Source organism: Streptococcus sanguinis, assembly GCF_003943655.1.
Taxonomy (GTDB): Bacteria; Bacillota; Bacilli; order Lactobacillales; family Streptococcaceae; genus Streptococcus; species Streptococcus sanguinis_F.
The window spans coordinates 69,904-92,647 of sequence record NZ_RJMM01000012.1; the positions used below are offsets into that span (position 1 = coordinate 69,904).

The window sequence follows — 22,744 nt, forward strand, 5'->3', positions numbered from 1 at the left end:
TTCTCAAATTTGCTTAGATTCTCTATTTTTCCTTGAAAAAAAAGCGTTTTTGAGGTATCATAGACTAGTAAATAATTTTAAATAATAAGGAGAGTAAGAAATGTCAATTATTACTGATGTTTACGCTCGCGAAGTCCTAGACTCACGCGGTAACCCAACACTTGAAGTAGAAGTTTATACTGAATCAGGTGCTTTCGGACGTGGTATGGTTCCTTCAGGAGCTTCTACAGGTGAGCACGAAGCAGTTGAACTTCGTGATGGCGACAAATCTCGTTACGGTGGTCTTGGTACACAAAAAGCAGTTGATAATGTAAACAACGTTATCGCTGAAGCTATCATCGGTTACGATGTTCGTGACCAACAAGCTATTGACCGTGCAATGATCGCTTTGGACGGTACTCCTAACAAAGGTAAATTGGGTGCGAACGCAATCCTTGGTGTGTCTATCGCTGTAGCTCGTGCTGCTGCTGACTACCTTGAAGTGCCACTTTACAGCTACCTTGGCGGATTTAACACTAAAGTTCTTCCAACTCCAATGATGAACATCATCAACGGTGGATCTCACTCAGATGCTCCAATCGCATTCCAAGAGTTCATGATCTTGCCAGTTGGTGCTCCAACATTCAAAGAAGCTCTTCGTTACGGTGCTGAAATCTTCCACTCTCTTAAGAAAATCCTTAAATCTCGTGGTTTGGAAACTGCCGTTGGTGACGAAGGTGGATTCGCTCCTCGCTTTGAAGGAACTGAAGATGGTGTAGAAACTATCATCGCTGCTATCGAAGCTGCTGGTTATGTTCCAGGTAAAGATGTATTTATCGGATTTGACTGTGCATCATCAGAATTCTACGATAAAGAACGTAAAGTATACGACTACACTAAATTTGAAGGTGAAGGCGCTGCTGTTCGTACATCTGCAGAACAAATCGACTACCTTGAAGAGTTGGTTAACAAATACCCAATCATCACTATCGAAGATGGTATGGATGAAAATGACTGGGATGGTTGGAAAGCTCTTACTGAACGTCTTGGTAAGAAAGTACAACTTGTTGGTGACGACTTCTTCGTAACAAACACTGACTACCTTGCACGTGGTATCAAAGAAGGTGCTGCTAACTCAATCCTTATCAAAGTTAACCAAATCGGTACTCTTACTGAAACTTTTGAAGCGATTGAAATGGCTAAAGAAGCTGGTTACACTGCAGTTGTATCACACCGTTCAGGTGAAACTGAAGATTCAACAATCGCTGACATCGCAGTTGCAACTAACGCAGGTCAAATCAAGACTGGTTCACTTTCACGTACAGACCGTATTGCTAAATACAACCAATTGCTTCGTATCGAAGATCAACTTGGTGAAGTTGCTCAATACAAAGGTCTTCAAGCTTTCTATAACTTGAAAAAATAATCTAACAAGATATAAGAGGAGCTAGGACTTAGTCCTAGCTTTTTTGGGGTAGAAAGATGAAACAATGGATATTTTTTGATTTAGGGTCAACCCTAATTGATGAAAGGGAGACCTATCATCTTTTCCGAGAACATTGCTTAGAAGTTCTGTGTGAGGCTGAGCATACTTTATCTCTTGAGGAATTTGAGGCTAAAATGATAGCTTTTGCTAAGTAAAATAAAGATCCTGTTAAGGAGACATGGACTTTCTTTGCACCGAGTGCTCTTTCACGTCCCAAATGGGATCATACAACAGATATTCTCTTTCAAGATGTAGCAACTGTTTTGGGAGAATTGAGTAAATCTTATCACCTCGGCATCGTTGCCAATCAGCAAGAAAATCTAGCAGAGCGTTTAGAACGATTTGAACTAGGCTCTTATTTTGGAGTAGTTGTAGGTTCTGCTGATGTTGGATTCAGTAAACCTGATCTAGCTATTTTTGAATACGCTTTGGAAAAAGCAGGTATTTCTCCACAGGAAGCTATTTACGTTGGAGATCGTATTGACAATGATATGATTCCTGCTAAAAAGCTAGGAATGACAACAATCTGGATTCGACAAGGTTTAGGAAAACATAATCAAGAATACCCTGCGTTCCCTTGTGACTACATGGTTGAAAAAGTGAGTGATTTACTAAAGATTTTATAGCTTTCTTGTATCAAAATCAGTATTTTATGGTATACTAGCAAAGTGGAAGGAGGAGTACAATGGAAGAATTATTAAATCAGGTCTTACTATCACAGGATAGGGAAGTTTTTAATCAGATATTTGACGATTACTATCCCATTGATATTGCTCTTTCTTTGGAGGCCTTGGAGGATGAGGAAGGGAATCTCCTCAAAACCTTTACGGAAATGGCTAGTGATGATCAATTGGTAGAGATTTTAAAAGAAGCCGAGCCGGAGTTGCAACGACAGATTATCCAATCGATTTCTTTCAAACGTACCAGCACTCTTTTTTATCTTATGCCAGATGATGATGTGGTAGATATTTTGGGTTACTTGAGTGTGGACTTGCGTAAGCAATACTTAAGTATGATGAAAAATGCCAGTCAAGAGAATTTGAAAGCTATGTTGGCTTACGATCCTCAGACAGCTGGTGGTCTGATGACGAAAGAATTCATTACCTTAAATGAAAATCTGACCGTCTCAGCAACTCTCAATAAATTGAGAGAAATTTCGCCCAATACAGAAGTTATTGATACCTTATTTATTAGAAATGTGCATCATTCGCTAGTTGGCTGGATTGATATCCGTGATTTGTTTATTCATGATGCGGAGATGAAACTCAGCGAATTTATGAACACTCAGTTAGTGACTGTGACGCCAGAGGTTGACCAAGAAGAGGTAGCCCAGCTTTCTGCCAAATATAATTTATCTGTCGTACCGGTCGTCAATCATCGGCAGGNATTGCTAGGAATCATCACAATTGACGATATCGTCGATGTTTTGCAAGAAGAGTACCAAGAAGATATCTTGCGGATGGGTGGTGTCCAAGAAAGTGAAGAAATTGGAGGACCTTTCAAAGAATCACTCAAGAAACGCTTACCTTGGTTAATGATTAACCTAGTAACAGCATTTCTAGCTTCTGCGACAGTAGCACTTTTTGATGATACGATTTCAAAAGTTGTAGCATTAGCAGCGATTAGTCCTATTATCACGGGAATGGGCGGAAATTCTGCCTCTCAGACACTTGCTTTGGTTATCCAGGGGATTGCCTTGGGCAAACTAGATCTGAAAGAAGATCGGTATTTAGTATTCAAAGAAATCGTGCTAGCTTTGGTTAATGGTTTCTTTACTGGCTTGATTGCAGCGATTGTCATGTTTGTCTTCTATCAAAATTTCTATCTGTCTGTTATTGTGGTATTGGCTATGATGATCAATCTAGCATGTGGTGCTCTATTTGGTTACTTTGTACCGTTGATTATCAAGACCTTGAATCAGGATCCGGCTCTAGCCTCGACCATTTTCATTACCACGGCAACAGATGTATTGGGTTATCTAGCTTTTCTAGGCTTAGCACAAATTTTTTTACCATTGATTTTATAAAAAATGATACACAAAAAACGCTTGATTTTTCAAGCGTTTTTGTTATGTTTACTTAGAACAAACCTTTAATTTTATCAATCGCGCCGCTAGCCATTTCATTTCCAGCTACTAGTTTTTTAGCTTGATCAAGGTATTCACCGAGTTTGTCTTTGTTTTCTTCGATAAACTTTTTAGCGCCATCAAAGTCTTTCTTTTCAATCATTTCTTTTACTTGGTTAAATAAATCTACTGGATTCATAGTTGTTGCTCCTTGGTATTTTTTTATATTATTTAATCAAATTTCTAATAGAAAGACAAGAAATCTGCTTACTTAAAGGTCACACAAACAGCTTCGGGAACGTAGAAATCATGGGAGATTTCTNTTAATTTTCCACTCTCAGCATCGCGTTTGAAAATAGTTGCATTATCAGAGTCTTGATGGACAGCGATGATATGGTTTTGATCCGGTGTGATGTTGAAATCTCGTGGATTTTGACCATTGGTAGGTACAATCTGGATTAACTCCAAGCTGCCATCAGCTAAGATTTTGTAGACGGCAAGAGAGTCATGACCACGGTTGGAACCGTAGAGGAACTTGCCGTCAGCAGACAGGCGGATAGCAGCTGTTCCATTGGCTCCTTCAAAGTCCTCTGGCAAGGTGGAGATAGTTTGCAGGTGTTCAAAATGGCCGACTCCATCGTAAATCAGGACTTCAATAGTAGAATTAAGCTCACAGATTAAATAGGCGATTTTATAATGATGGTGGAAAACGATATGGCGGGCACCAGCTCCAGCGGCACACTTGTAGGTGTTCAGAGGAGCGATCTTTCCATCTTCAGCAACATCATAAGTGGTAACTTCATCAGTTCCCAAGTCGCAGGTGATCAGGTATTGATCTGGCGTAAGGTCTGCGTAGTGGACATGGGCAGAGGCTTGGTTGGCGTGTGGTCCTTGCCCTTGATGGGTAGCTGAGTCAGTCAGTTCTAGTCTGCCGTCAGTTAGGCGTTTGTATACCAAGACTTGTCCCTTATGATAATTGGCACCGTATACCAAGTCACGTTCTTCGTCGACTGCGACATAGCAAAGCGGAGCCCCTTCTTCAACGACATGGTTGAGGAGCTGACCTGCCTGGTCAAAGGCTGCAATCCCTCCCTGTCCGTCCTTTGCTCCAACAGAATAGAGATGTCCAGCCTTGTCAAAGGCTAGGTAGGTTGGACTAGGCTCTTCAGCAACCAAGGTCAAGTTTTCTAGTGTTTCCTTGTTAGAATTAAAATCTGCCTTGTAAATTCCCTTGGAATCTCTGCGAGTATAGGTTCCAAAGTAAACCGTTTGTGTCATTCCATTACCTCGTATATATTTAGATTACTTGCTACTATTATATCATAAAAGCAGATAATAGGTCTTAGAGCGGTAGATTTGCCTGATTTTCAAAAGAATAGTATTGGTTTTGAAAAAACAGATAAAAAACAGATAGCGGGTAGGAAGGGGATAGATGGCTTTGTTAGAATAGAATTGTTCAAAAAAACAATTACTGTCAGGAAACAACAAAGTTCCTGCTTGCTAAACAAAGGAGAAATCAAATGAACGTTAAAAAAATTGCTATGCTCGTTGCTCTTATCGGAATGTCAGGATTCTTTTTAGCCGCATGCGGAAATAAAGAAGCTGATAACTCAGAAATTAAGGACGGGAAACAAGTGGACTTCCAGAAGGATGCTGTTGATAAGAAGACCAAGACAGTAGATGGCAAAGAAGTGACAGAATACACAATGCCGGATGGGAACGTTATCCAAATCCCAGCAGATGGTGAGGAAATTCCAGAAGATGGATCAGGATCTAGCTCAGAAGCTGAATAAAGATTAAAACATGTAGGTTGGAGGCAATATGTTTCGAAGAAAAAAAATGAATCGTAAGACCATTCTATTGGGCAGCACGGTCATTCTCGCTTGTGCTGGGCTGGGAGGCTATCTGTATTTTAGACAGATCAATCAACAACAGGCCATGAAAATGGCAGATAAGACGATTGATTCGCTGACAGTCCAAGAAGCTGTCAATAACAGCAAAAAAACAAGCCTGGTTTTATCTGGGGAAGTAGTTGCCAACAATAGCAGTAAGGTCAAGATTGACCCGTCTAAAGGGGAAGTCAAGGAAGTATTTGTCAAAAATGGTGATACCGTTACACAAGGACAGCCGCTCTTTTCCTATGCGACAGAGCAGCAATTGACAGCCCAGTCGGCTCAATATGATGCCCAGTCCAAGGCTAATGGCATTACAGCCGCTCAAAATAGCGCTGCGATTAAATGGGAAACTTATAATCGCAAGTTGGCCAGTCTCAACGCTCTCAAGGACAAATACAATTCCAGTCAGGATGAGTCACTGCTGGAGCAGATAAAGTCTGCTGAAGACGAGCTGGCTCAGGCACTGAGCGATGCCAAGACTGCAGATAGCGAAGTAACGACAGCTCAGATTGAGGCTGAAAAGGCTCAGGTGACAGCCCAGACAGAATCAGACCGGATGAAGTATGATACTGTGACTGCCGATACAGCAGGAACAATTACCTCTATGAATGAAGATTTGCCTAATCAGTCCAAGGCCAAAAAGGAAGAAGAAAACTTTATTGAGATTATGGACAAGTCCAAAACTCTGGTCAAAGGTACTGTCAGTGAATTTGACCGTGAGAAGCTGAGTGTCGGCCAGAAAGTGGAAGTGGTGGATCGCAAGGATCCTAAGAAACGCTGGAGTGGTACGGTAACTCAGGTCGGTAGTCTGACAGCAGAAAATACTTCCAATAATAATGGTGGGAATAAGCAACAGGAAAATCCCAACCAAGGTAAGTATCCTTATACCGTAGAGCTGGATCAAGGTGGTGAAATGCCGTTGGTGGGCTCTCATTCCTATGTCAACATCGTGGAGAATGCTCCCGAGGCAGGAAAGGTAGTTGTCAATAAGGCTTATACTTTCAATAAAAATGGCAAGACCTATGTCTGGAAGGTAGAAGGCAAGACTCTGAAATTGCAGGAAGTTAAGACCAAGAAAGTTTCTGACCGTTTGGTAGAGATTACAGAGGGTCTGACTATGCAGGATACCATTTCAACGCCAAGAGCAGGTATGGAAGAAGGGATGGAGGTAGGACAGCATGTTAAAGCTTAAGGATATCCACAAATCTTATCAGCAGGGCAGTCAGGAATTTCCAATTTTAAAAGGAATTGATCTGCATGTGAAAGAGGGGGATTTTCTAGCTATCATGGGACCGTCTGGATCTGGTAAGTCCACTCTGATGAACATTATCGGCTGTCTGGATAAGGCAAGTTCAGGAACTTATCATATTGAAGGAACCGATGTGTCTGAACTGTCCGACAATCAGCTGTCCGATTTGCGTAATCAGAAGATTGGCTTTGTTTTTCAAAATTTTAACCTCATGCCCAAGCTGACGGCCTGTCAAAATGTGGAACTGCCTCTAACTTACATGAAAATTCCTAAAAAGGAGAGACGGGAGCGGGCACTGGAAATGTTGCGATTGGTCGGGCTGGAAGAAAGAAGTGATTTTAAGCCTATGGAGCTGTCCGGTGGTCAGAAGCAGCGGGTAGCCATTGCACGAGCCTTGGTAACTAATCCCAGCTTCATCCTTGGTGACGAACCAACGGGGGCCCTGGATACCAAGACCAGTGTGCAGATTATGGACCTTTTCAAGCAATTTAATGATGAGGGCAAAACCATTGTTATCATTACCCATGAGCCGGAAGTAGCCCAACTCTGCAAGCAGACGGTTATCCTGCGGGACGGTAATATAGAGAGCAAAGCGATAGGATAGAAAGGAAGCTGTATGGAAGATATTTTTGTAGCTCTGAATTCAATCTTGTCGCATAAAATGCGCTCTATGCTGACCATGTTGGGGATTATCATCGGGATAGGCGCTATCATCGCTATCTTTTCTATCATTGAGGGAAATACGGAGAATACCAAGCGTCAGCTCATTGGCGGAAACAATAACACAATCAAGGTTGTCTATGACAAGAAAAGCGCCATCGATCCAACCATTCCAGAGAAATCTCAAGCTCAGAAGCCTTCTTATATTCCCTTTATGGGAGAGGATGTGTTGAGCAAGATTAAGGAAATCTCCGGGGTCAAGAATGCTCTGCTGACCTACGGTACAGATGAGAAGATTTACTACCTGAGCCAAAAGTCATCTGGGAAGATTCAGGCTGTTTCGCAAACAGCCGCTGACATCAAGCAGCAACGTCTGCTAGAAGGTGAAGGATTCGACTCAGAAGCCTTTAAAAATCAAGAGCAGGTGACCTATCTGGAAAAGTCTCTTTATGACAGTCTCTTTCCAAAGGGTGATGGTATCGGCAAGTATGTGGAAGTCTTGGGTAATCCTTTTAAAGTTATTGGTGTATTTGAGTCGACTGAGCAGAGTGGCTTAACAGCTGGTGCGGAAAAGGTAGCCTATATTCCCCTGCAACAGTGGCATCGGATTTTTGATACCATTAATGTCAGTCCAGAAGTGACTGTCCAAACCCACAAGGCCGATGATTTGAAGAAGGTGGCCAAGAAGGTCAGTGATTATCTCAATCAGCAAATGCCACCGTCAGACTATATGTTTGGTGTGCTCAACCTGCAGGAATTCGAACGGCAGCTGGACAATCTCAACAAGTCCAACTTCGTCTTGCTAGCAGGTATTGCCAGCATCTCCCTCTTAGTCGGAGGTATTGGTGTTATGAATATCATGTTGGTTTCAGTGACAGAGCGGACTCGTGAAATCGGGATTAAAAAGGCTCTGGGAGCTCGGCGGAAGATTATTCTCAAGCAATTCCTGATTGAGGCGGTTATCCTAACCTTGATGGGAGGAATTATTGGCGTGGTGGCTGGTATCGCCTCGGGCTTTGCCATCACTCAGTCTCTAGCTTATCCGTATATTTTATCCCTCTTTTCTGTCTTTGTAAGTTTAATCTTTTGTTGTATAATAGGAGTAGTATTTGGGCTCCTGCCAGCTGTGAAAGCATCCAAGCTGGATCCAATCGAGGCCCTGCGATTTGAATAGGTAAAGGAGAAAAATCTAAGTATGCACAAGATTCTAGTGGTGGAAGATGATACGACGATTAATCAAGTGATTTGCGAGTTTTTAAAGGAAAGTCAGTATGAGGTAAGGCCGGTCTTTGATGGTGGCGATGCTTTGCAGGCTTTTGAAGAAGAGCCCTTCGATCTGGTCATCTTAGACATGATGCTGCCGACCAAGAGCGGTCTGGAAGTGCTCAAGGAAATCCGCAAGACTTCCCAGATTCCGGTCATGATTTTGACTGCTCTGGATGACGAGTATACCCAGCTGGTCAGCTTTAATCACCTCATCAGTGATTATGTAACCAAGCCTTTTTCACCTCTAATCTTGGTCAAACGGATTGAGAATATTCTGCGCAGAAATACGGTTGCTTCAGAGATTGCTGTTGGCGACCTGACGGTTTCTATTGATGACTGCACGGTTTACTGGCAGGGTGAGAAAATGCCTCTGACCAAGAAAGAATATGAAATCTTGCAGACTCTGGCTAAGAGGAAGGGTCACTTGGTGACCCGAGATCAGCTGATGAATACCATTTGGGGCTACAGCGAGCTGGATAGTCGGGTACTGGATAATCATATCAAGAATATCCGCAAAAAGATTCCTGGTGTGCCGCTGAAAACCATTACGGGTATGGGTTATCAGCTTGGAGGAGAAGACAAGTGAAAATTGTCAAAAAGAACTTTCTCTTGACCTCGTCCATCATTTTCGTGGTGGTGACTATCGTTCTAGCCAGTCTTTACTTTGCCATGCCTGTGTATTATCAGCAGGTTAAGAGTGGAGAAGCTCAGCGGGAATTTGACCAAGTTTCCAAGCAGGTTAAGGGAAAGTCCAGTCAGCAAATCGGCGAGCTGTTGAGTGATTATAGTAAAAAGAGCAATCTGATTTGGTTTACCTTGCTGGCGAAAGACAATACGATTCTCTATCCTTCACTCGAAGCTGGCGATGAAAGTTCTCTGCAGCTGACCATCGTTCCAACAATTGCCAACAGCGACTATGAGAGCAAGAGTTTATCAGAAAGCTTTCGAACTTCAGATGGTAAAGAAGTTGTCCTGAGAGGGGAATATTCCTTACAACCGGTTTCTGATGCTAGTCGGATTTTGCTTAATCTCTATCCATTTGTCTTGCTTGTATCTCTGAGTCTGGGTGGTCTGGCTGCCTATCTCTACAGCCGGACTTCCAGTCAACGTATCAAAGCCATCTCTAAGAGCACCCGTCAAATGACGAGTCTGGCTCCAGATGTGACCTGTCAGGTCAAGGGGCGTGATGAGATTGCCGAACTGGCCCAAGATATCAATCATCTCTATGCTAATCTGCTGACCAGTATCGAGGCCTTGCGCCTAGAAAATGAAAAAGTAGCAGAAAGCGAGCGTGAGAAAGCTGAGTTTTTGCGGATGACATCGCATGAGCTCAAGACGCCCATTACCAGCATGATGGGGATGGTCGATGGCATGATTTATGGAGTAGGAGAGTTCAAGGATCGAGACAAGTACTTGCAGAAGTGCCGAGAAATCCTAGAGGAGCAGTCGGAGTTAGTCCAGTCTATCTTAGCCATTTCTAAACTGGAGATGAAGACTGAAACCGAACAGGAAGTCTTTTCACTCAAGCAGGTCTTGGAGGAAAATCTGAGCACCTATCGAGTTTTAGCAGATGTCAGACACTACCATTTTCAAGTTGAGCTGGCTGAAGCGAAGGTCAAGGGGAACCGCACCTATCTGCTCAAGGCTATCAAAAATCTTCTGGACAATGCCTTTCATTATACAGTAGAAGGTGGACAGATTCTACTTAGGCTGGAAGAGCATAAGCTAGTCATCGAAAATGAAGCGGAACGAGTCTTAAACAAAGACCAAATTCAGCAGATTTTTCAGCCTTTCTACCGGCCAGACTACAGTCGCAATCGCAAGGATGGCGGAACTGGTCTGGGACTCTTTATCGTTCAGCAAATTTTGGACAAGCATGGTCTGCGATATCAGTTTGAAGCCGTTGATGGGCAGAAGATGCGCTTTAGCATTTCTCTGCCCGCTGTCTAGAAATAGCCTTACATTCTAGCTGGCCTTGCAGGAGCAGAAGAGAGAAGTCAGAAGCTGTATTTTGCTAAAAATACAAGTCTTCTGGCACCTCTCTTTTTTTGCTTTTCCCTATAGCTGAGCAGAGAATTTTTCTCTGAAAAATGTTACAATGAAATGACGAGTTAAAGGAGGAGAATATGGAGCACAAAGAGAAAGATTTTAGCCTATCTTGGTTTTTTAAATGGTTTTTAGATAACAAGGCCATTACAGTATTTTTAGTAACCCTTTTGATGGGGCTGAATATTTTTATACTGAGTAAAATCAGTTTTATTTTTAGTCCAGTCATTGAATTTTTGGGAGTAATTATGCTGCCGGTTATTTTAGCTGGTCTGCTTTATTATCTGTTAAATCCCATCGTCGACTGGATGGAAAAGCACAAGATTAATCGACTGGTTGCTATTACCATTGTCTTTGTTTTAATTGCTTTTTTGATTATCTGGGGCTTGGCTGTTGCTATTCCTAGCTTGCAGCATCAGGTCATGGCCTTTGTCAGAAATGTTCCAGCTTATCTAAAGCAGGCTGACAAGTTCATCGACGATGTTGTGACCAAGTATATTTCGGCAGATTTCAAGCCGCAGATTGAGGAATACACTAGCAATCTGTCTAGTCAGATTACCGATTGGGCCAGCAATTTTTCATCGCGGGCAGTTAATTGGGCGGGGAACTTGATTAGTACAACTTCGCAGATTGTCGTGGCTATTATCATCATGCCGTTTATCCTTTTTTACCTGCTGAGAGATGGGAAAAATCTGAAAGGCTATGTGACCCAGTTTCTGCCAACTAAATTCCGCGAATCCTTTGGTCAAGTGATGACGGATATCAACAGCCAGCTGGCCAACTATGTGCGCGGTCAGGTGACGGTCGCTATCATTGTAGCTCTGATGTTTATCGTTTTCTTCAAGATTATTGGTCTGCGCTATGGTGTCACTCTTGGAGTAATTGCGGGCGTTCTCAATCTGGTACCTTATTTGGGCAGCTTTTTGGCCATGCTTCCAGCTCTGGCAATCGGTTTGATTGCTGGCGGTCCAGTGATGCTGGCTAAAGTCATTGTCGTTTTCATCGTTGAGCAGACTATCGAGGGGCGTTTTGTTTCTCCTCTGGTCTTGGGCAGTCAGCTCAGTATTCATCCAATTACGATTTTATTCGTATTATTGACTTCTGGTACCATGTTTGGCATTTGGGGCGTTTTCCTGGGAATTCCCGCCTATGCTTCAGCAAAAGTAGCCATTGCAGCCATCTTTAAGTGGTATCAGAAAGTAAGTGGCCTCTACGAAGCCGATTTTGAACAAGAAGGAGAAATCAGTGAGCAAGAGTGAGCAAATGTTGGCAGCTTTACAGGAGCAGGACCTAGCTCTGGCTGATCGCTATTTCGAGCAAGCCCTGACTACAGACAGCGAAGAAGAATTATTGGATTTGGCCGATTACTTAGAGAGTATCGGCTTTTTCCCTCAGGCCAAGCGTATTTTTGAAAAGTTGGCTCCTGACTATCCAGCTTCTTATATCAGTCTGGCAGCTATTGCCAGTGATGATGGGGACTTGGAGCAGGCTTTTGCCTATCTGGAGGAGATTCATCCAGGCAGTGACTGGTATGTTGCTGCTCTCTTGGCTAAGGCTGACCTCTATCAGCTAGAGGGGCTGCCTGATGTAGCTCGTGAAAAACTGGCTCAGGCAGCAGAGCTGACTGATGAGCCTTTGGTAACCTTTGGTCTGGCTGAGATAGATTTGGAGCTGGGGGATTTTTCTCAGGCGATTAAGGAATACGCCCAGCTGGACAATCGCTCAATCTTTGAGCAGACAGGTGTCTCAACCTATCAGCGGATTGGAGTCTGCTATGCCAGCCTTGGAAAATTTGCAGCGGCTATTGAGTTTTTGGAGAAAGCAGTTGAGCTGGAATACGATGATGCTGCTGTTTATGAGCTAGCAACTATATTAGCGGACCAGGAAGAATACCAGAAGGCCAATCTTTATTTTAAGCAACTGGATACTCTGTCACCGGATTTTGAAGGCTACGAATATGGTTATGCTTTGTCTCTTCATGCGGAACATCGGACGGCTGAAGCTCTGACTCTTGCTCAGCAGGGCTTGGCTAAGAATCCTTTTGAGACTCGGCTCTTGCTTTTAGCCTCACAGCTTTCTTATGAACTTCATGATGAGAAAGCGGCTGAAAATTATCTCTTGCAGGCTCAGGAAGATGCGGATGATTTGGAAGAGATTGTCTTGCGACTGACTACTCTTTACTTGGAGCAGGAGCGTTATGAGGATATTTTAGAATTTGCAGAGCAAGAAGTCGATAATGCCTTGACTCGCTGGAATCTGGCGCGTGCTTATCAGGCTTTGGAAAATCTGGAAAAAGCAGAGGAACTCTATAATCAACTGGCTCGTGAATTGCATGATAATCCAGAGTTTCTAGAGCAGTATGTCTATCTTTTGCGAGAATTAGGCAGATTTGAAGAAGCTAAAAGGGCTGCTGCTTCTTACCTGAGATTGGTACCTGATGATGCTAGTATGCAGGAGCTTTATGAAAGTTTATAATAGCTGAAGAAGCACTCGCTCAGCCCTTTCCCGAGATTTATGGTATAATGATTGGCGTAGAAATTCAGTAAGCCACTGTAATAAAGATGAAAAAACTTAGCTGGATGGGCAATAATATTTATAAGAAGAGAAAGATTAAGGAAAAAGAATGGCAGAACCAATCAAATTATTTCAATATAATACTTTGGGAGCCTTGATGGCTGGTCTTTACGATGGCAGTATGACTGTTGGAGAGCTGCTTCAGTATGGAGATTTGGGCTTGGGAACACTGGACTCTATTGATGGTGAGCTTATTATTCTCGATGGTAAGGCTTATCAAGCAAAGGGCTCTGGAGAAGTGCCAGAAGTGGTTGAGGTGTCACCGGATATGACAGTACCTTATGCGGCAGTTGTTCCACATCAGGCGGAGGTCATTTTCCGTCAGCGCTTTGAGATGGATGACAAGGAGTTGGAAAAGCGGATTGAGTCTTACTATGATGGCGAAAATCTTTTCCGCTCTATCAAGATTCATGGCGATTTCGCCCGCATGCATGTTCGGATGATTCCCAAGTCTACGACGGAACGGAAGTTTGCAGAAGTAGCAGTCAACCAGCCTGAGTATCGTAAGGAAAATGTCACGGGGACCATCGTTGGTATCTGGACGCCAGAGATTTTTCACGGAGTCAGTCTGGCAGGTTATCATCTGCATTTTGTATCAGACGATCTGACTTTTGGCGGACATGTTATGGATTTTGTTATCAAAGAAGGTGTCGTCGAGTTGGGTGCTGTAGACCAGCTGGATCAGCGTTTCCCAGTACAAGATCGTAAGTATCTCTTTGCTAAGTTTAATATGGATGAGATGAAAGAAGATATGGAAAAGTCGGAATAAATAGTAGGGGTGAGCATTGTTTGCTTCCCTCTTTTTTGATATAATTGGAAAAAATAAAGGAGAAAAGAAGCTATGATTTATTTGGTAAACGCCAGCCCGAATAGGAATGGTAATAGTTTTAAGTTGGGGCACTTTTTTCTGCGGGATAGAGATTATGAGGCTCTTCAATTAGTGGACTACCACATTGAGCAATATGGCCAGTCAGCAGAAAACGACCAGTTCTTTCAAGTCTATGAGCAACTGAGTCAGGCTGATGTACTGGTCTTTACCAGTCCTATTTATTGGTGGTCTTTTTCGGGTCTGCTAAAAACCCTGTTGGACCGATTGGCTGATGTGCATGAGCCTCAGGAAGTACTCAAGGGCAAAAGGGTGTTTTTCCTCCTGCAAGGTTCTCAGCCCAGCAAAGAAATTGAAATGCTGGACTACGTGATGAGCCGCTTTTGCCAGAACTGCGGACTCGAATATGAGGGGCTGGCAGTAACCAATCATGAGCTAAAAGAAATTGATGGTTGGGAATTAGCAGCCCTACAGGAAAAATTAGATAAGGTTTTATCAGAAGGTTAAAAGTGAGAAGATTCGTTTGCGAGTCTTCTTTTTTTACTATAAAAATGGAGTCTTTTTTTTATGTGTCTATTTTTGGACACTATGCCCCTCAACTACAGTCATATCCATGGCTAACTATATATAAATGTTGTATAATACCAATTGCTATTAAATATTAATATAGGAGATTCTATGGGAAAAGAATTATTTAACCCCCATTTAAATAAGTTTTCAATTCGAAAATTAAATGTCGGAGTTTGCTCGGTATTATTATCTACCGTTTTCCTTTTAGGTACTGCGGCTACGGTCAATGCAGATGAAACTGCCAGCGGATCTGTAGATGAAAATATCTCACTGCCAGAAAAGCCGACGGACTCTGCTGTGAGTCAGCCAGTCAGTCAGCCTGCTCTTGAGAATACAGCAACATCTGCTGTTCCTGAAACAGCTAACTCAGAAGCAAGTGCTGATCAAAATCAGCTGGTAAGCCCAGCTGCTGCCCCAGAGCAAGCGACACCTGAAAAGGCGCAAGAAGCTAATCAAACAGCTGAGACCTCTAATGAAGCCAGACCAGCTGAAGCTAGTCGGACGCGCTCTTATTCAGTGCAATATACGCCAAAACCAAGTTCTGCGGCTATGCCAAGGTCTGATCGTAACGGCCAGCCAATGGAGACAGGAACATCATTCCGTACTACAAGTCCTGCTGGTCAAGCTAGCTCTGCTATACAAGATGCAACACCTAATCCTACAGTTTCTAAACCAACACTGGAAGAATCAGTAAGAAAACGCTCTGATGAGTTGATGAAGCAAGTGAACTGGCTAGATTTTGGTGATACTAAATCACTGAGAAATCTAGATAAAGATGGCTCCTTTAAAGTTGGAACAGTATATGAAAAGGAAATTTCGCCGGGCTATGTGGTCAAACTGACCGTGACGGAATTGAAACCTTTCTATGCGACAGAGATCTATCGTGATCGAGTAAAGGGAACTGAGTACGAAAGCAGTTATGATCCCAATGCAAAAAATACTTGGCTTCAATATAACAATAGTAATAATTATGCTTATCAGTATTGGTATGGTGATGATTACCGTCCTAAAATTACTGGTGCAGCTCAGAATCAATATTCAGCTATTAAGTCAGAGGGAATTGATACTAAAGGGCGTAAAACCCAACTGCAGGTTCCTAAAGATGAAGCCAACTATGGCGTGAAGTTCAAAGTTGAAGCTAGATATCGTGGGAAGCCAGTTAAAGCAACAGTTGTCATGGCTGATGGCGAAGAGGCAAACCCTGGTGAGTATGCTATCTTTACAACCAATGGTAAGGGTTGGGAACATTTAGCCGAGTGGAAGCGTACAGTTACAGACGCAAATGGTGTGACTACTGAGATTACAGAAACCTATAAGCCAATGAAACCTACCACAGAAGGCCAATTTATTGGAGATGACGGTACTGGTGTTCATTGGCAGGCCTATGTCAGTCCTGACCAAAAGACTGGCGGACTGGGAAGTCAAGTATTTGGACCGAACGTTTCTAGAAACAATACAATTCCGCTTGTCATGACTCGTGGTGCTTCAGAGGTTGGTATTTACATAGCTTCTTCTGGTCAGCAGGCTGCGATGATTGGTTTTATGGCAATCGATGAAGGTGATGCACCGGATTCCTATGGAAAAGCTATCCATGCTATTTCAAGATACAATGCAGAAACTGGCGGTCAAAATCCACAGCCATTCTTGGGCCGTGTTGCGGCTGATATTGATACCACATCTGGAAACAACTGGAAGCATGACGATCAGAATGATTTAGCCGATGAAGGTATTAATCAGCTCTTGTCTGATGATTTAGTCGGGAAAACCAATGGTCTTTTTCCAGTCAACCGTTTGCATGACGGAGATTATTCTCTCCGCATCCATGCTTCAGCTAATGGATACGAAAAAGCCTATGTCCGTGCCTGGATTGACTTCAATAACAATGGTGTCTTTGACGAAGACGAAGCCAGTGAATTTACCGAAGTAACAACTGCGGGAGATTATACTGTTAACTTTAAGAAGAATCCAGCTATGACCAATCCTGAACTTAGCAAGCTAGGAATGCGAGTTCGGATTGCCTTGAACAAGGGAGATATTGAAAAGCCAACTGGAACTGCATTTAGTGGTGAGGTGGAAGACTTAGAAGTTGAACTGACCTATCCACCAAAAGGTGAGAAGAAGGAAAGTACTGGAATCCGTGACCAGAGACAGACAGCCACTCTTCATTTCACTCCACAGGGGATTGCTCAAAATACTGAAAATCAGAAAGTAGCAATTGATACTACTAAAGCTCCGATTGTATTAGATGCGAGAGGAAATGAACTGACTGCTGATGCAGCAGGCTGGTACAACACTGCTGAAGGCCGTTATAAAGTAACAGCTAAGGGTGCTGATGTGGATGTTGTCTACGAGCCTAATGCTGGCTTTGTTGGGACAGCTCAGGGGATTAATATCCGTCGTTTTGATACTAACGGCGCAAGTACGGATTGGATTGCCAAGAATCAGGCTGAAGCAGCTATCAATGACCAACTCAACAATATGGATGGACGTTATGTACCAACCGTGCTGAATGTTCCTAAGTATGAAACAAGGGATGCTCAAGGACTAACGCAAGAAAAGACGCCGGTCTTTAATGATGGAGATGCTGGCAAAACTCCGGCAAGTCCGACTGCAGCAAATCCTGTAAAATTTGTGAAAGCAGATGGAACGACAACAGATGATACTAGAGTTCCAGCTTTATCAAATGGTCAGGAAGTTGGTCGTTTTGAAGTCGAGCCTTCAACAGGTAAGATTACTTTCAAACCAAACAAAAACTTTGTTGGTACTGTAGACCCTGTGTCTGTTCAAATGATTGATGGCAAAGGTATTCCGCATCAAGTTGTTTATCAGCCAAAGGTGACTCCTGTTAGACCATCTGCTCAAGGTGCCAGCAGCGAGGGCATTCAAGGTGCAGTTCAGACAGGACAGCTGACCTTCAATCCGGGCAATAATCGTGTACCTATTGATAGCAAGAAGTTGCCAACCTTTGATAATGGCAGCCAGACTAAAACAGTTGCTGATGTTGGTACCTATCAGGTTGATAATCAAGGTCTAGTTACCTTTACTCCACTACCGACTTATACTGGACGTCCAGCGGCAGAGACTGTCAAGCGAGTAGATGTCAATGGAACAGAAGTAACAGCTACCTATCAGGCTGATGTAAAAGCAGCAGCACCAAGTGCGACGAATGCTGAAACCAGTGGCATACAAGGCCAAGTTCAGCGAGGCAAAGTCAGCTTCACAGAAGGTTCTGCGCAAGTCAACGGTCAAAAACAAACTGTGCCCTTTCCAGCTGATTCAACTCCGCTCTTCGACAATGGTATGACTGTTAAAGAAGTACCTACTGTTGGCAAGTTTGAAGTGGATGTGAATGGAAATGTAACCTTTACTCCAGAGAAACAATTTAAAGGCCTTACGCCGGAGATCAGGCTTACTCGTACAGATACGAATGGCAGCACAGCTACAGCTATCTACAAGGCGACAGTCACTGCTGTAACTCCAACAGGGACAAACATCACCAGCACTGGTAAGCAAGGCCGTCCACAGACAGGTAAGCCAAACTTTGTCAGTGGCAACCCAGATGTACCACTTGATAATGACACTCCTGCGACTTTCGATGATGGAAGTAAGCGTAAGGTGGTTCCAAATGTCGGTATCTTTGAAGTGGCACCAGATGGATCTGTCACTTTCACACCGGACAAGCAATATGTTGGGACACCAGATCCTGTTGTTGTTAAACGTGTCGATAAGAATGGCACTCCTGTGACAGCCAAGTACACGCCTACTGTTGAGAAAGTGACCCCAAGAGCAACAGGCGCTCAGACAAAAGGCCCTCAAGGTCAAGTTCAAAAAGGCAAGGTTACATTTGAACCAGGAAGCCCCCAAGTTGGTTTCCCAGAAAACAGCACGCCAGTCTTTGATACTGGCACGAATATGAAAGAAATTGCCAAAATTGGTAAGTTCGAAGTGGACGGAGAGGGTAATATCACCTTTACTCCAGTCAAAACCTTTGTAGGCAAAACTCCAGAAGTTGAACTCAGCCGTGCAGATGTCAACGGAACACTAGCCAAGGCTAAATATCGGGCGACTGTGACCGCTGTGACTCCGACGGGAACTGGAGATCAGACAGAAGGTCCGCAAGGTCAAGTTCAAAAAGGCCGTGTAACTTTTAAAGCTGGCGATCCTAAAGTAGGATTCCCAGCCAATAGCACGCCAGTCTTTGACACGGGTACGAATGTCAAAGAAATTGCCAAAGTCGGTAAGTTTGAAGTAGATGCGGAGGGCAATGTCACCTTCACGCCAGACAAGCGCTTTGTAGGTGAAACGCCAGAAATTAGCATTTCTCGCAAAGATGCAAATGGTATTGCAGCAAAAGTCACTTATATTGCGACGGTTACTTCAGTAACCCCAACAGGAACTAATGTGACTAGCACCGGTCCTCAGGGTATCTCGCAAACAGGAACGCCAACTTTCCAAGGTGGTGATCTACTGGTTCCGATTGATGAAGCAGTCGAGCCTACCTTCAAAGATGGCAGCAAGGAAAAGGCTATTCCAGGTCAAGGAACGTACACCATCGCACCAGATGGCACAGTGACTTTCACGCCAGAGAAGCAGTTTGTAGGCAAGCCAGATTCAATCACTGTAAAACGTGTCGATAAGAATAGTACACCTGTCACTGCTACTTACAGTCCAGAGTTCACCAAGGTGACTCCAACAGGAACTAATGTGACTAGCACCGGTCCACAGGGGATCCCGCAAACAGGTACTCCGACCTTTGCGGGCGGCGATCCACTGGTTCCGATTGATGAAGCAGTCGAGCCAAGCTTCGACGATGGCAGCAAGGAAAAGACTATTCCAGGTCAAGGAACTTACACCATCACTCCAGATGGCGCAGTGACCTTCACACCGGAGAAGCAGTTTGTAGGAAAGCCAGATTCAATCACTGTAAAACGTGTTGATAAGAATGGTACACCAGTAACTGCGACTTACAGTCCAGAGTTTACCAAAGTGACCCCAACTGGTACTGGTGATAAGACTGAAGGATTACAAGGCCAGGTTCAAGAAGGCCAAGTCACCTTCACGCCTGGTCATGCGTCTGTACCATTCCCAGCTGAAACAACTCCACTCTTTGACAATGGTTTGACTGTTAAAGAGATTCCAACCGTTGGTAAATTTGAAGTGGATGCCAATGGTAAGGTTACTTTCACGCCAGACAAGCAGTTTAAGGGGACAACTCCTGAGCTGACATTGATTCGAGCAGATGTGAATGGCACACCAGTTACCGTCAAATACCAGGCAGTGGTGAAAGAAGTGGTTCCAACGGGAACAAATATTACCAGCACTGGTGAGCAAGGCCGCCCACAAACAGGCAAGCCAAACTTCGTAAGCGGCACTCCGGGAGTACCACTGGATAATGACACTCCGGCTACTTTCGACGACGGAAGCAAGCGCAAGGTTATTCCAAATGTCGGTATCTTTGAAGTGGCACCAGACGGTTCTGTTACCTTTACCCCAGATAAGCAATATGTTGGCACGCCAGATCCAGTTGTTGTTAAGCGAGTGGACAAAAATGGCACTCCTGTGACAGCCAATTACACGCCAACGGTTGAAAAAGTGACTCCAAGGGCCACAGGTGCTCAGACAGAGGGTCTTCAAGGCCAAGCTCAAAAAGGCAAGGTTACTTTTGAAGCCGGAAGTCCGCAAGTCGGATTCCCAGAAAACAGTACACCTGTCTTTGACACCGGCACGAATGTCAAAGAACTTACCAAAGTTGGTAAGTTCGAGGTTGATACAGAGGGGAATGTTACCTTCACACCAGTCAAATCGTTTGTCGGTAAGACACCAGAAGTTGAACTTAGCCGTACAGATGTCAACGGTACAGCAGCAAAAGCCAAATATCAAGCGACTGTGATTGCTGTTACCCCGACAGGTACTGGTGACAAGACAGAGGGCTTGCAAGGTCAGGTTCAAAAAGGTCATGTCACCTTCACGCCAGGCCATGAATTAGTTCCATTCCCAGCAGGTTCGACTCCGCTCTTTGGTAACGGAAAAAATATTAAAGAAGTACCAAATATCGGTAAGTTCGAAGTGGATGCAGATGGTATTATTACCTTCACTCCAGACAAACAGTTCAAGGGTGAAACACCAGAATTAGGGATTATTCGTGTGGATGCCAACGGCACCCCTGTTACAGTTAAGTACCAAGCGGTAGTGAAAGAAGTAACTCCGACAGGTACCACCGTTACGAGCACCGGTCCGCAGGGTATCCCGCAAACAGGAACCCCAACCTTCAAAGCTGCGGATCCACTAGTTCCAATTGATGACTCAGTCGAGCCAACTTTCGACGATGGCAGTAAGAAGAAGGTTATTCCAGGTCAAGGAACGTACACCATTACTCCAGATGGCGCAGTGACCTTCACGCCAGACAAGCAATTTGTAGGTAAACCGGACCCAATCACAGTGAAACGTGTTGATAAGAACGGCACTCCAGTAACAGCGACCTACAGTCCAGAGTTCACTAAAGTAACTCCGACAGGCGCCACCGCAACCAGCACTGGTCCTCAAGGCTTGCCTCAAACGGGTACTCCAACCTTCACAGGTGGTGATCCACTGGTTCCAATCGATGACTCAGTCGAGCCAACTTTCGACGATGGCAGTAAGAAGAAGGTNATTCCAGGTCAAGGAACGTACACCATNACTCCAGATGGCGNAGTGACCTTNACNCCAGACAAGCAATTTGTAGGTAAACCGGACCCAATCACAGTGAAACGTGTTGATAAGAACGGCACTCCAGTAACGGCTACCTATAGTCCAGAGTTTACCAAGGTAACTCCGACTGGTACTGGCACTAAGACAGAAGGTCTGCAAGGTCAAGTCCAAGAAGGAAAAGTTACCTTCAAGTCAGGCCATGACTCAGTTCCATTCCCAACTGGTTCGACTCCGTTATTCGACAATGGTTCTTCTGTCAAAGAAGTACCAAATGTTGGTAAGTTCGAAGTGGACGCAGACGGTAAGGTAACCTTCACACCAGACAAACAATTCAAGGGTGAAACGCCAGAACTTGAATTGACTCGTGTGGATGCCAATGGCACTCCAGTAACCGTCAAGTACCAAGCGGTAGTGAAAGAGGTAACTCCAACAGGCACCACCTCAACCAGCACTGGCCCACAAGGCCAACCACAAACTGGTAAACCAAACTTTGTCGGTGGCGACCCGAATGTACCACTGGATGATGATACTCCAGCGACTTTCGAAGATGGAAGCAAACGCAAGGAAGTTCCAAATGTCGGTACTTTTGAAGTGGCACCAGATGGATCTGTCACTTTCACACCTGACAAGCAATTTGTAGGTACACCAGACCCAGTTGTTGTTAAGCGTGTAGATAAGAATGGTACTCCGGTGATTGCTAAGTACACGCCTACTGTTGAAAAAGTCACTCCGACGGCGAAAGGTGCTCAGACAGAGGGGATTCAAGGCCAAGTTCAAAAAGGTAAGATTACTTTTGAAGTAGGAAGTCCGCAGGTCGGCTTCCCAGAAAACAGCACGCCAGTCTTTGATACTGGCACGAATGTGAAAGAAATTGCCAAAGTCGGTAAGTTTGAAGTAGACGGAGAGGGTAATGTCACTTTTACTCCAGTTAAAACGTTTGTTGGTAAGACACCGGAAATCGAACTCAGCCGCGCAGATGTAAATGGTACAGTAGCTAAGGCTAACTACCAAGCGACTGTGACTGCTGTAACTCCGACAGGTATCGGCACTAAGACAGAAGGATTACAAGGCCAAGTCCAAGAAGGCAAAGTCACCTTCACGCCAGGCCATGACTCAGTTCCATTCCCAGCAGATTCGACTCCATTATTCGACAATGGTTCTTCTGTCAAAGAAGTGCCAAATGTCGGTAAGTTCGAAGTGGATGCGGACGGTAAGGTTACTTTCACACCAGACAAACAATTCAAGGGTGAAACACCAGAACTCGAATTGACTCGTACGGATGCCAATGGCACCGCTGTTACCGTCAAGTACCAAGCGGTAGTGAAAGAAGTGATTCCTACAGCTACCAATGCGACCAGCACTGGCCCACAAGGTCTTCCGCAAACAGGCACTCCAACCTTCAAAGGTGCGGACCCACTAGTTCCAATTGATGAGACTGTTG

Annotated in this window: 16 protein-coding genes and 1 pseudogene; 15 read left to right on the forward strand and 2 right to left on the reverse strand. The window is 44.1% G+C overall.

What is annotated here, in order from left to right:
- Positions 1-100 precede the first annotated feature (100 nt).
- The 4 genes and pseudogenes from eno to mgtE all read left to right on the forward strand — a co-directional run bounded on the left by eno (position 101) and on the right by mgtE (position 3,491).
- Positions 101-1,405, forward strand: coding sequence for a surface-displayed alpha-enolase (eno, locus tag D8886_RS06520; protein ID WP_125356948.1), 1,305 nt, complete (start codon positions 101-103; stop codon positions 1,403-1,405).
- A gap of 56 nt (positions 1,406-1,461) precedes the next feature.
- Complete coding sequence (locus tag D8886_RS11695) at positions 1,462-1,620, forward strand: hypothetical protein (RefSeq protein ID WP_185761268.1); 159 nt, start codon at positions 1,462-1,464, stop codon at positions 1,618-1,620.
- A gap of 75 nt (positions 1,621-1,695) precedes the next feature.
- A pseudogene (locus D8886_RS06525) lies at positions 1,696-2,091 on the forward strand (HAD family hydrolase); the annotation flags it as partial.
- 59 nt (positions 2,092-2,150) lie between these two features.
- On the forward strand, positions 2,151-3,491 hold the full coding sequence (gene mgtE / locus D8886_RS06530; RefSeq protein WP_125434709.1) for a magnesium transporter: 1,341 nt from the start codon (positions 2,151-2,153) through the stop codon (positions 3,489-3,491).
- 52 nt (positions 3,492-3,543) lie between these two features.
- Here mgtE and D8886_RS06535 read toward each other — a convergent pair whose 3' ends face one another.
- Both D8886_RS06535 and D8886_RS06540 read right to left on the reverse strand, forming a co-directional pair.
- Positions 3,544-3,729: a hypothetical protein gene (locus tag D8886_RS06535; protein ID WP_002895857.1), complete on the reverse strand. Its 186-nt coding sequence runs from the start codon at positions 3,727-3,729 to the stop codon at positions 3,544-3,546.
- Positions 3,730-3,797: 68 nt separating this feature from the next.
- The gene (locus tag D8886_RS06540) at positions 3,798-4,808 is read right to left on the reverse strand and encodes a lactonase family protein (protein WP_125434711.1); all 1,011 of its coding nucleotides are present in this window, start codon (positions 4,806-4,808) and stop codon (positions 3,798-3,800) included.
- Between the two features lie 242 nt (positions 4,809-5,050).
- On the opposite strand from D8886_RS06540, the gene D8886_RS06550 reads away from it, so the two are divergent.
- From D8886_RS06550 to D8886_RS06605, 11 genes are all read left to right on the forward strand, one after another.
- Positions 5,051-5,323 carry a YgdI/YgdR family lipoprotein gene (locus tag D8886_RS06550; protein WP_002895853.1) on the forward strand — a complete coding sequence of 91 codons (273 nt, stop codon included), beginning with the start codon at positions 5,051-5,053 and terminating at the stop codon, positions 5,321-5,323.
- 28 nt (positions 5,324-5,351) lie between these two features.
- Positions 5,352-6,617 (forward strand): efflux RND transporter periplasmic adaptor subunit, encoded by a 1,266-nt coding sequence (locus tag D8886_RS06555; RefSeq protein WP_125434713.1) that lies wholly within the window; start codon positions 5,352-5,354, stop codon positions 6,615-6,617.
- Positions 6,604-7,278, forward strand: coding sequence for an ABC transporter ATP-binding protein (locus D8886_RS06560; protein ID WP_002895848.1), 675 nt, complete (start codon positions 6,604-6,606; stop codon positions 7,276-7,278). The genes D8886_RS06555 and D8886_RS06560 overlap by 14 nt, the downstream gene beginning before the upstream one ends.
- 75 nt (positions 7,279-7,353) lie before the next feature.
- On the forward strand, positions 7,354-8,508 hold the full coding sequence (locus D8886_RS06565; RefSeq protein WP_376739369.1) for an ABC transporter permease: 1,155 nt from the start codon (positions 7,354-7,356) through the stop codon (positions 8,506-8,508).
- Between the two features lie 21 nt (positions 8,509-8,529).
- Positions 8,530-9,186 carry a response regulator transcription factor gene (locus D8886_RS06570; RefSeq protein ID WP_002897805.1) on the forward strand — a complete coding sequence of 219 codons (657 nt, stop codon included), beginning with the start codon at positions 8,530-8,532 and terminating at the stop codon, positions 9,184-9,186.
- Complete coding sequence (locus D8886_RS06575) at positions 9,183-10,550, forward strand: HAMP domain-containing sensor histidine kinase (protein ID WP_125383149.1); 1,368 nt, start codon at positions 9,183-9,185, stop codon at positions 10,548-10,550. The genes D8886_RS06570 and D8886_RS06575 overlap by 4 nt, the downstream gene beginning before the upstream one ends.
- Positions 10,551-10,726: 176 nt before the next feature.
- A complete protein-coding gene (locus tag D8886_RS06585) occupies positions 10,727-11,905 on the forward strand; it encodes an AI-2E family transporter (protein WP_002897803.1) in 1,179 nt (392 codons plus the stop codon).
- The gene (locus tag D8886_RS06590) at positions 11,892-13,121 is read left to right on the forward strand and encodes a tetratricopeptide repeat protein (RefSeq protein ID WP_125383151.1); all 1,230 of its coding nucleotides are present in this window, start codon (positions 11,892-11,894) and stop codon (positions 13,119-13,121) included. Before D8886_RS06585 ends, D8886_RS06590 begins: the two co-directional genes overlap by 14 nt.
- 148 nt (positions 13,122-13,269) lie before the next feature.
- The gene (gene budA / locus D8886_RS06595; RefSeq protein WP_002897801.1) at positions 13,270-13,989 is read left to right on the forward strand and encodes an acetolactate decarboxylase; all 720 of its coding nucleotides are present in this window, start codon (positions 13,270-13,272) and stop codon (positions 13,987-13,989) included.
- A 72-nt stretch (positions 13,990-14,061) separates the two neighbouring features.
- Positions 14,062-14,553, forward strand: coding sequence for a flavodoxin family protein (locus tag D8886_RS06600; RefSeq protein ID WP_002900615.1), 492 nt, complete (start codon positions 14,062-14,064; stop codon positions 14,551-14,553).
- A gap of 171 nt (positions 14,554-14,724) precedes the next feature.
- Positions 14,725-22,744: CshA/CshB family fibrillar adhesin-related protein (locus tag D8886_RS06605; RefSeq protein ID WP_125434715.1), on the forward strand; the 8,020-nt coding region annotated here is incomplete at its 3' end.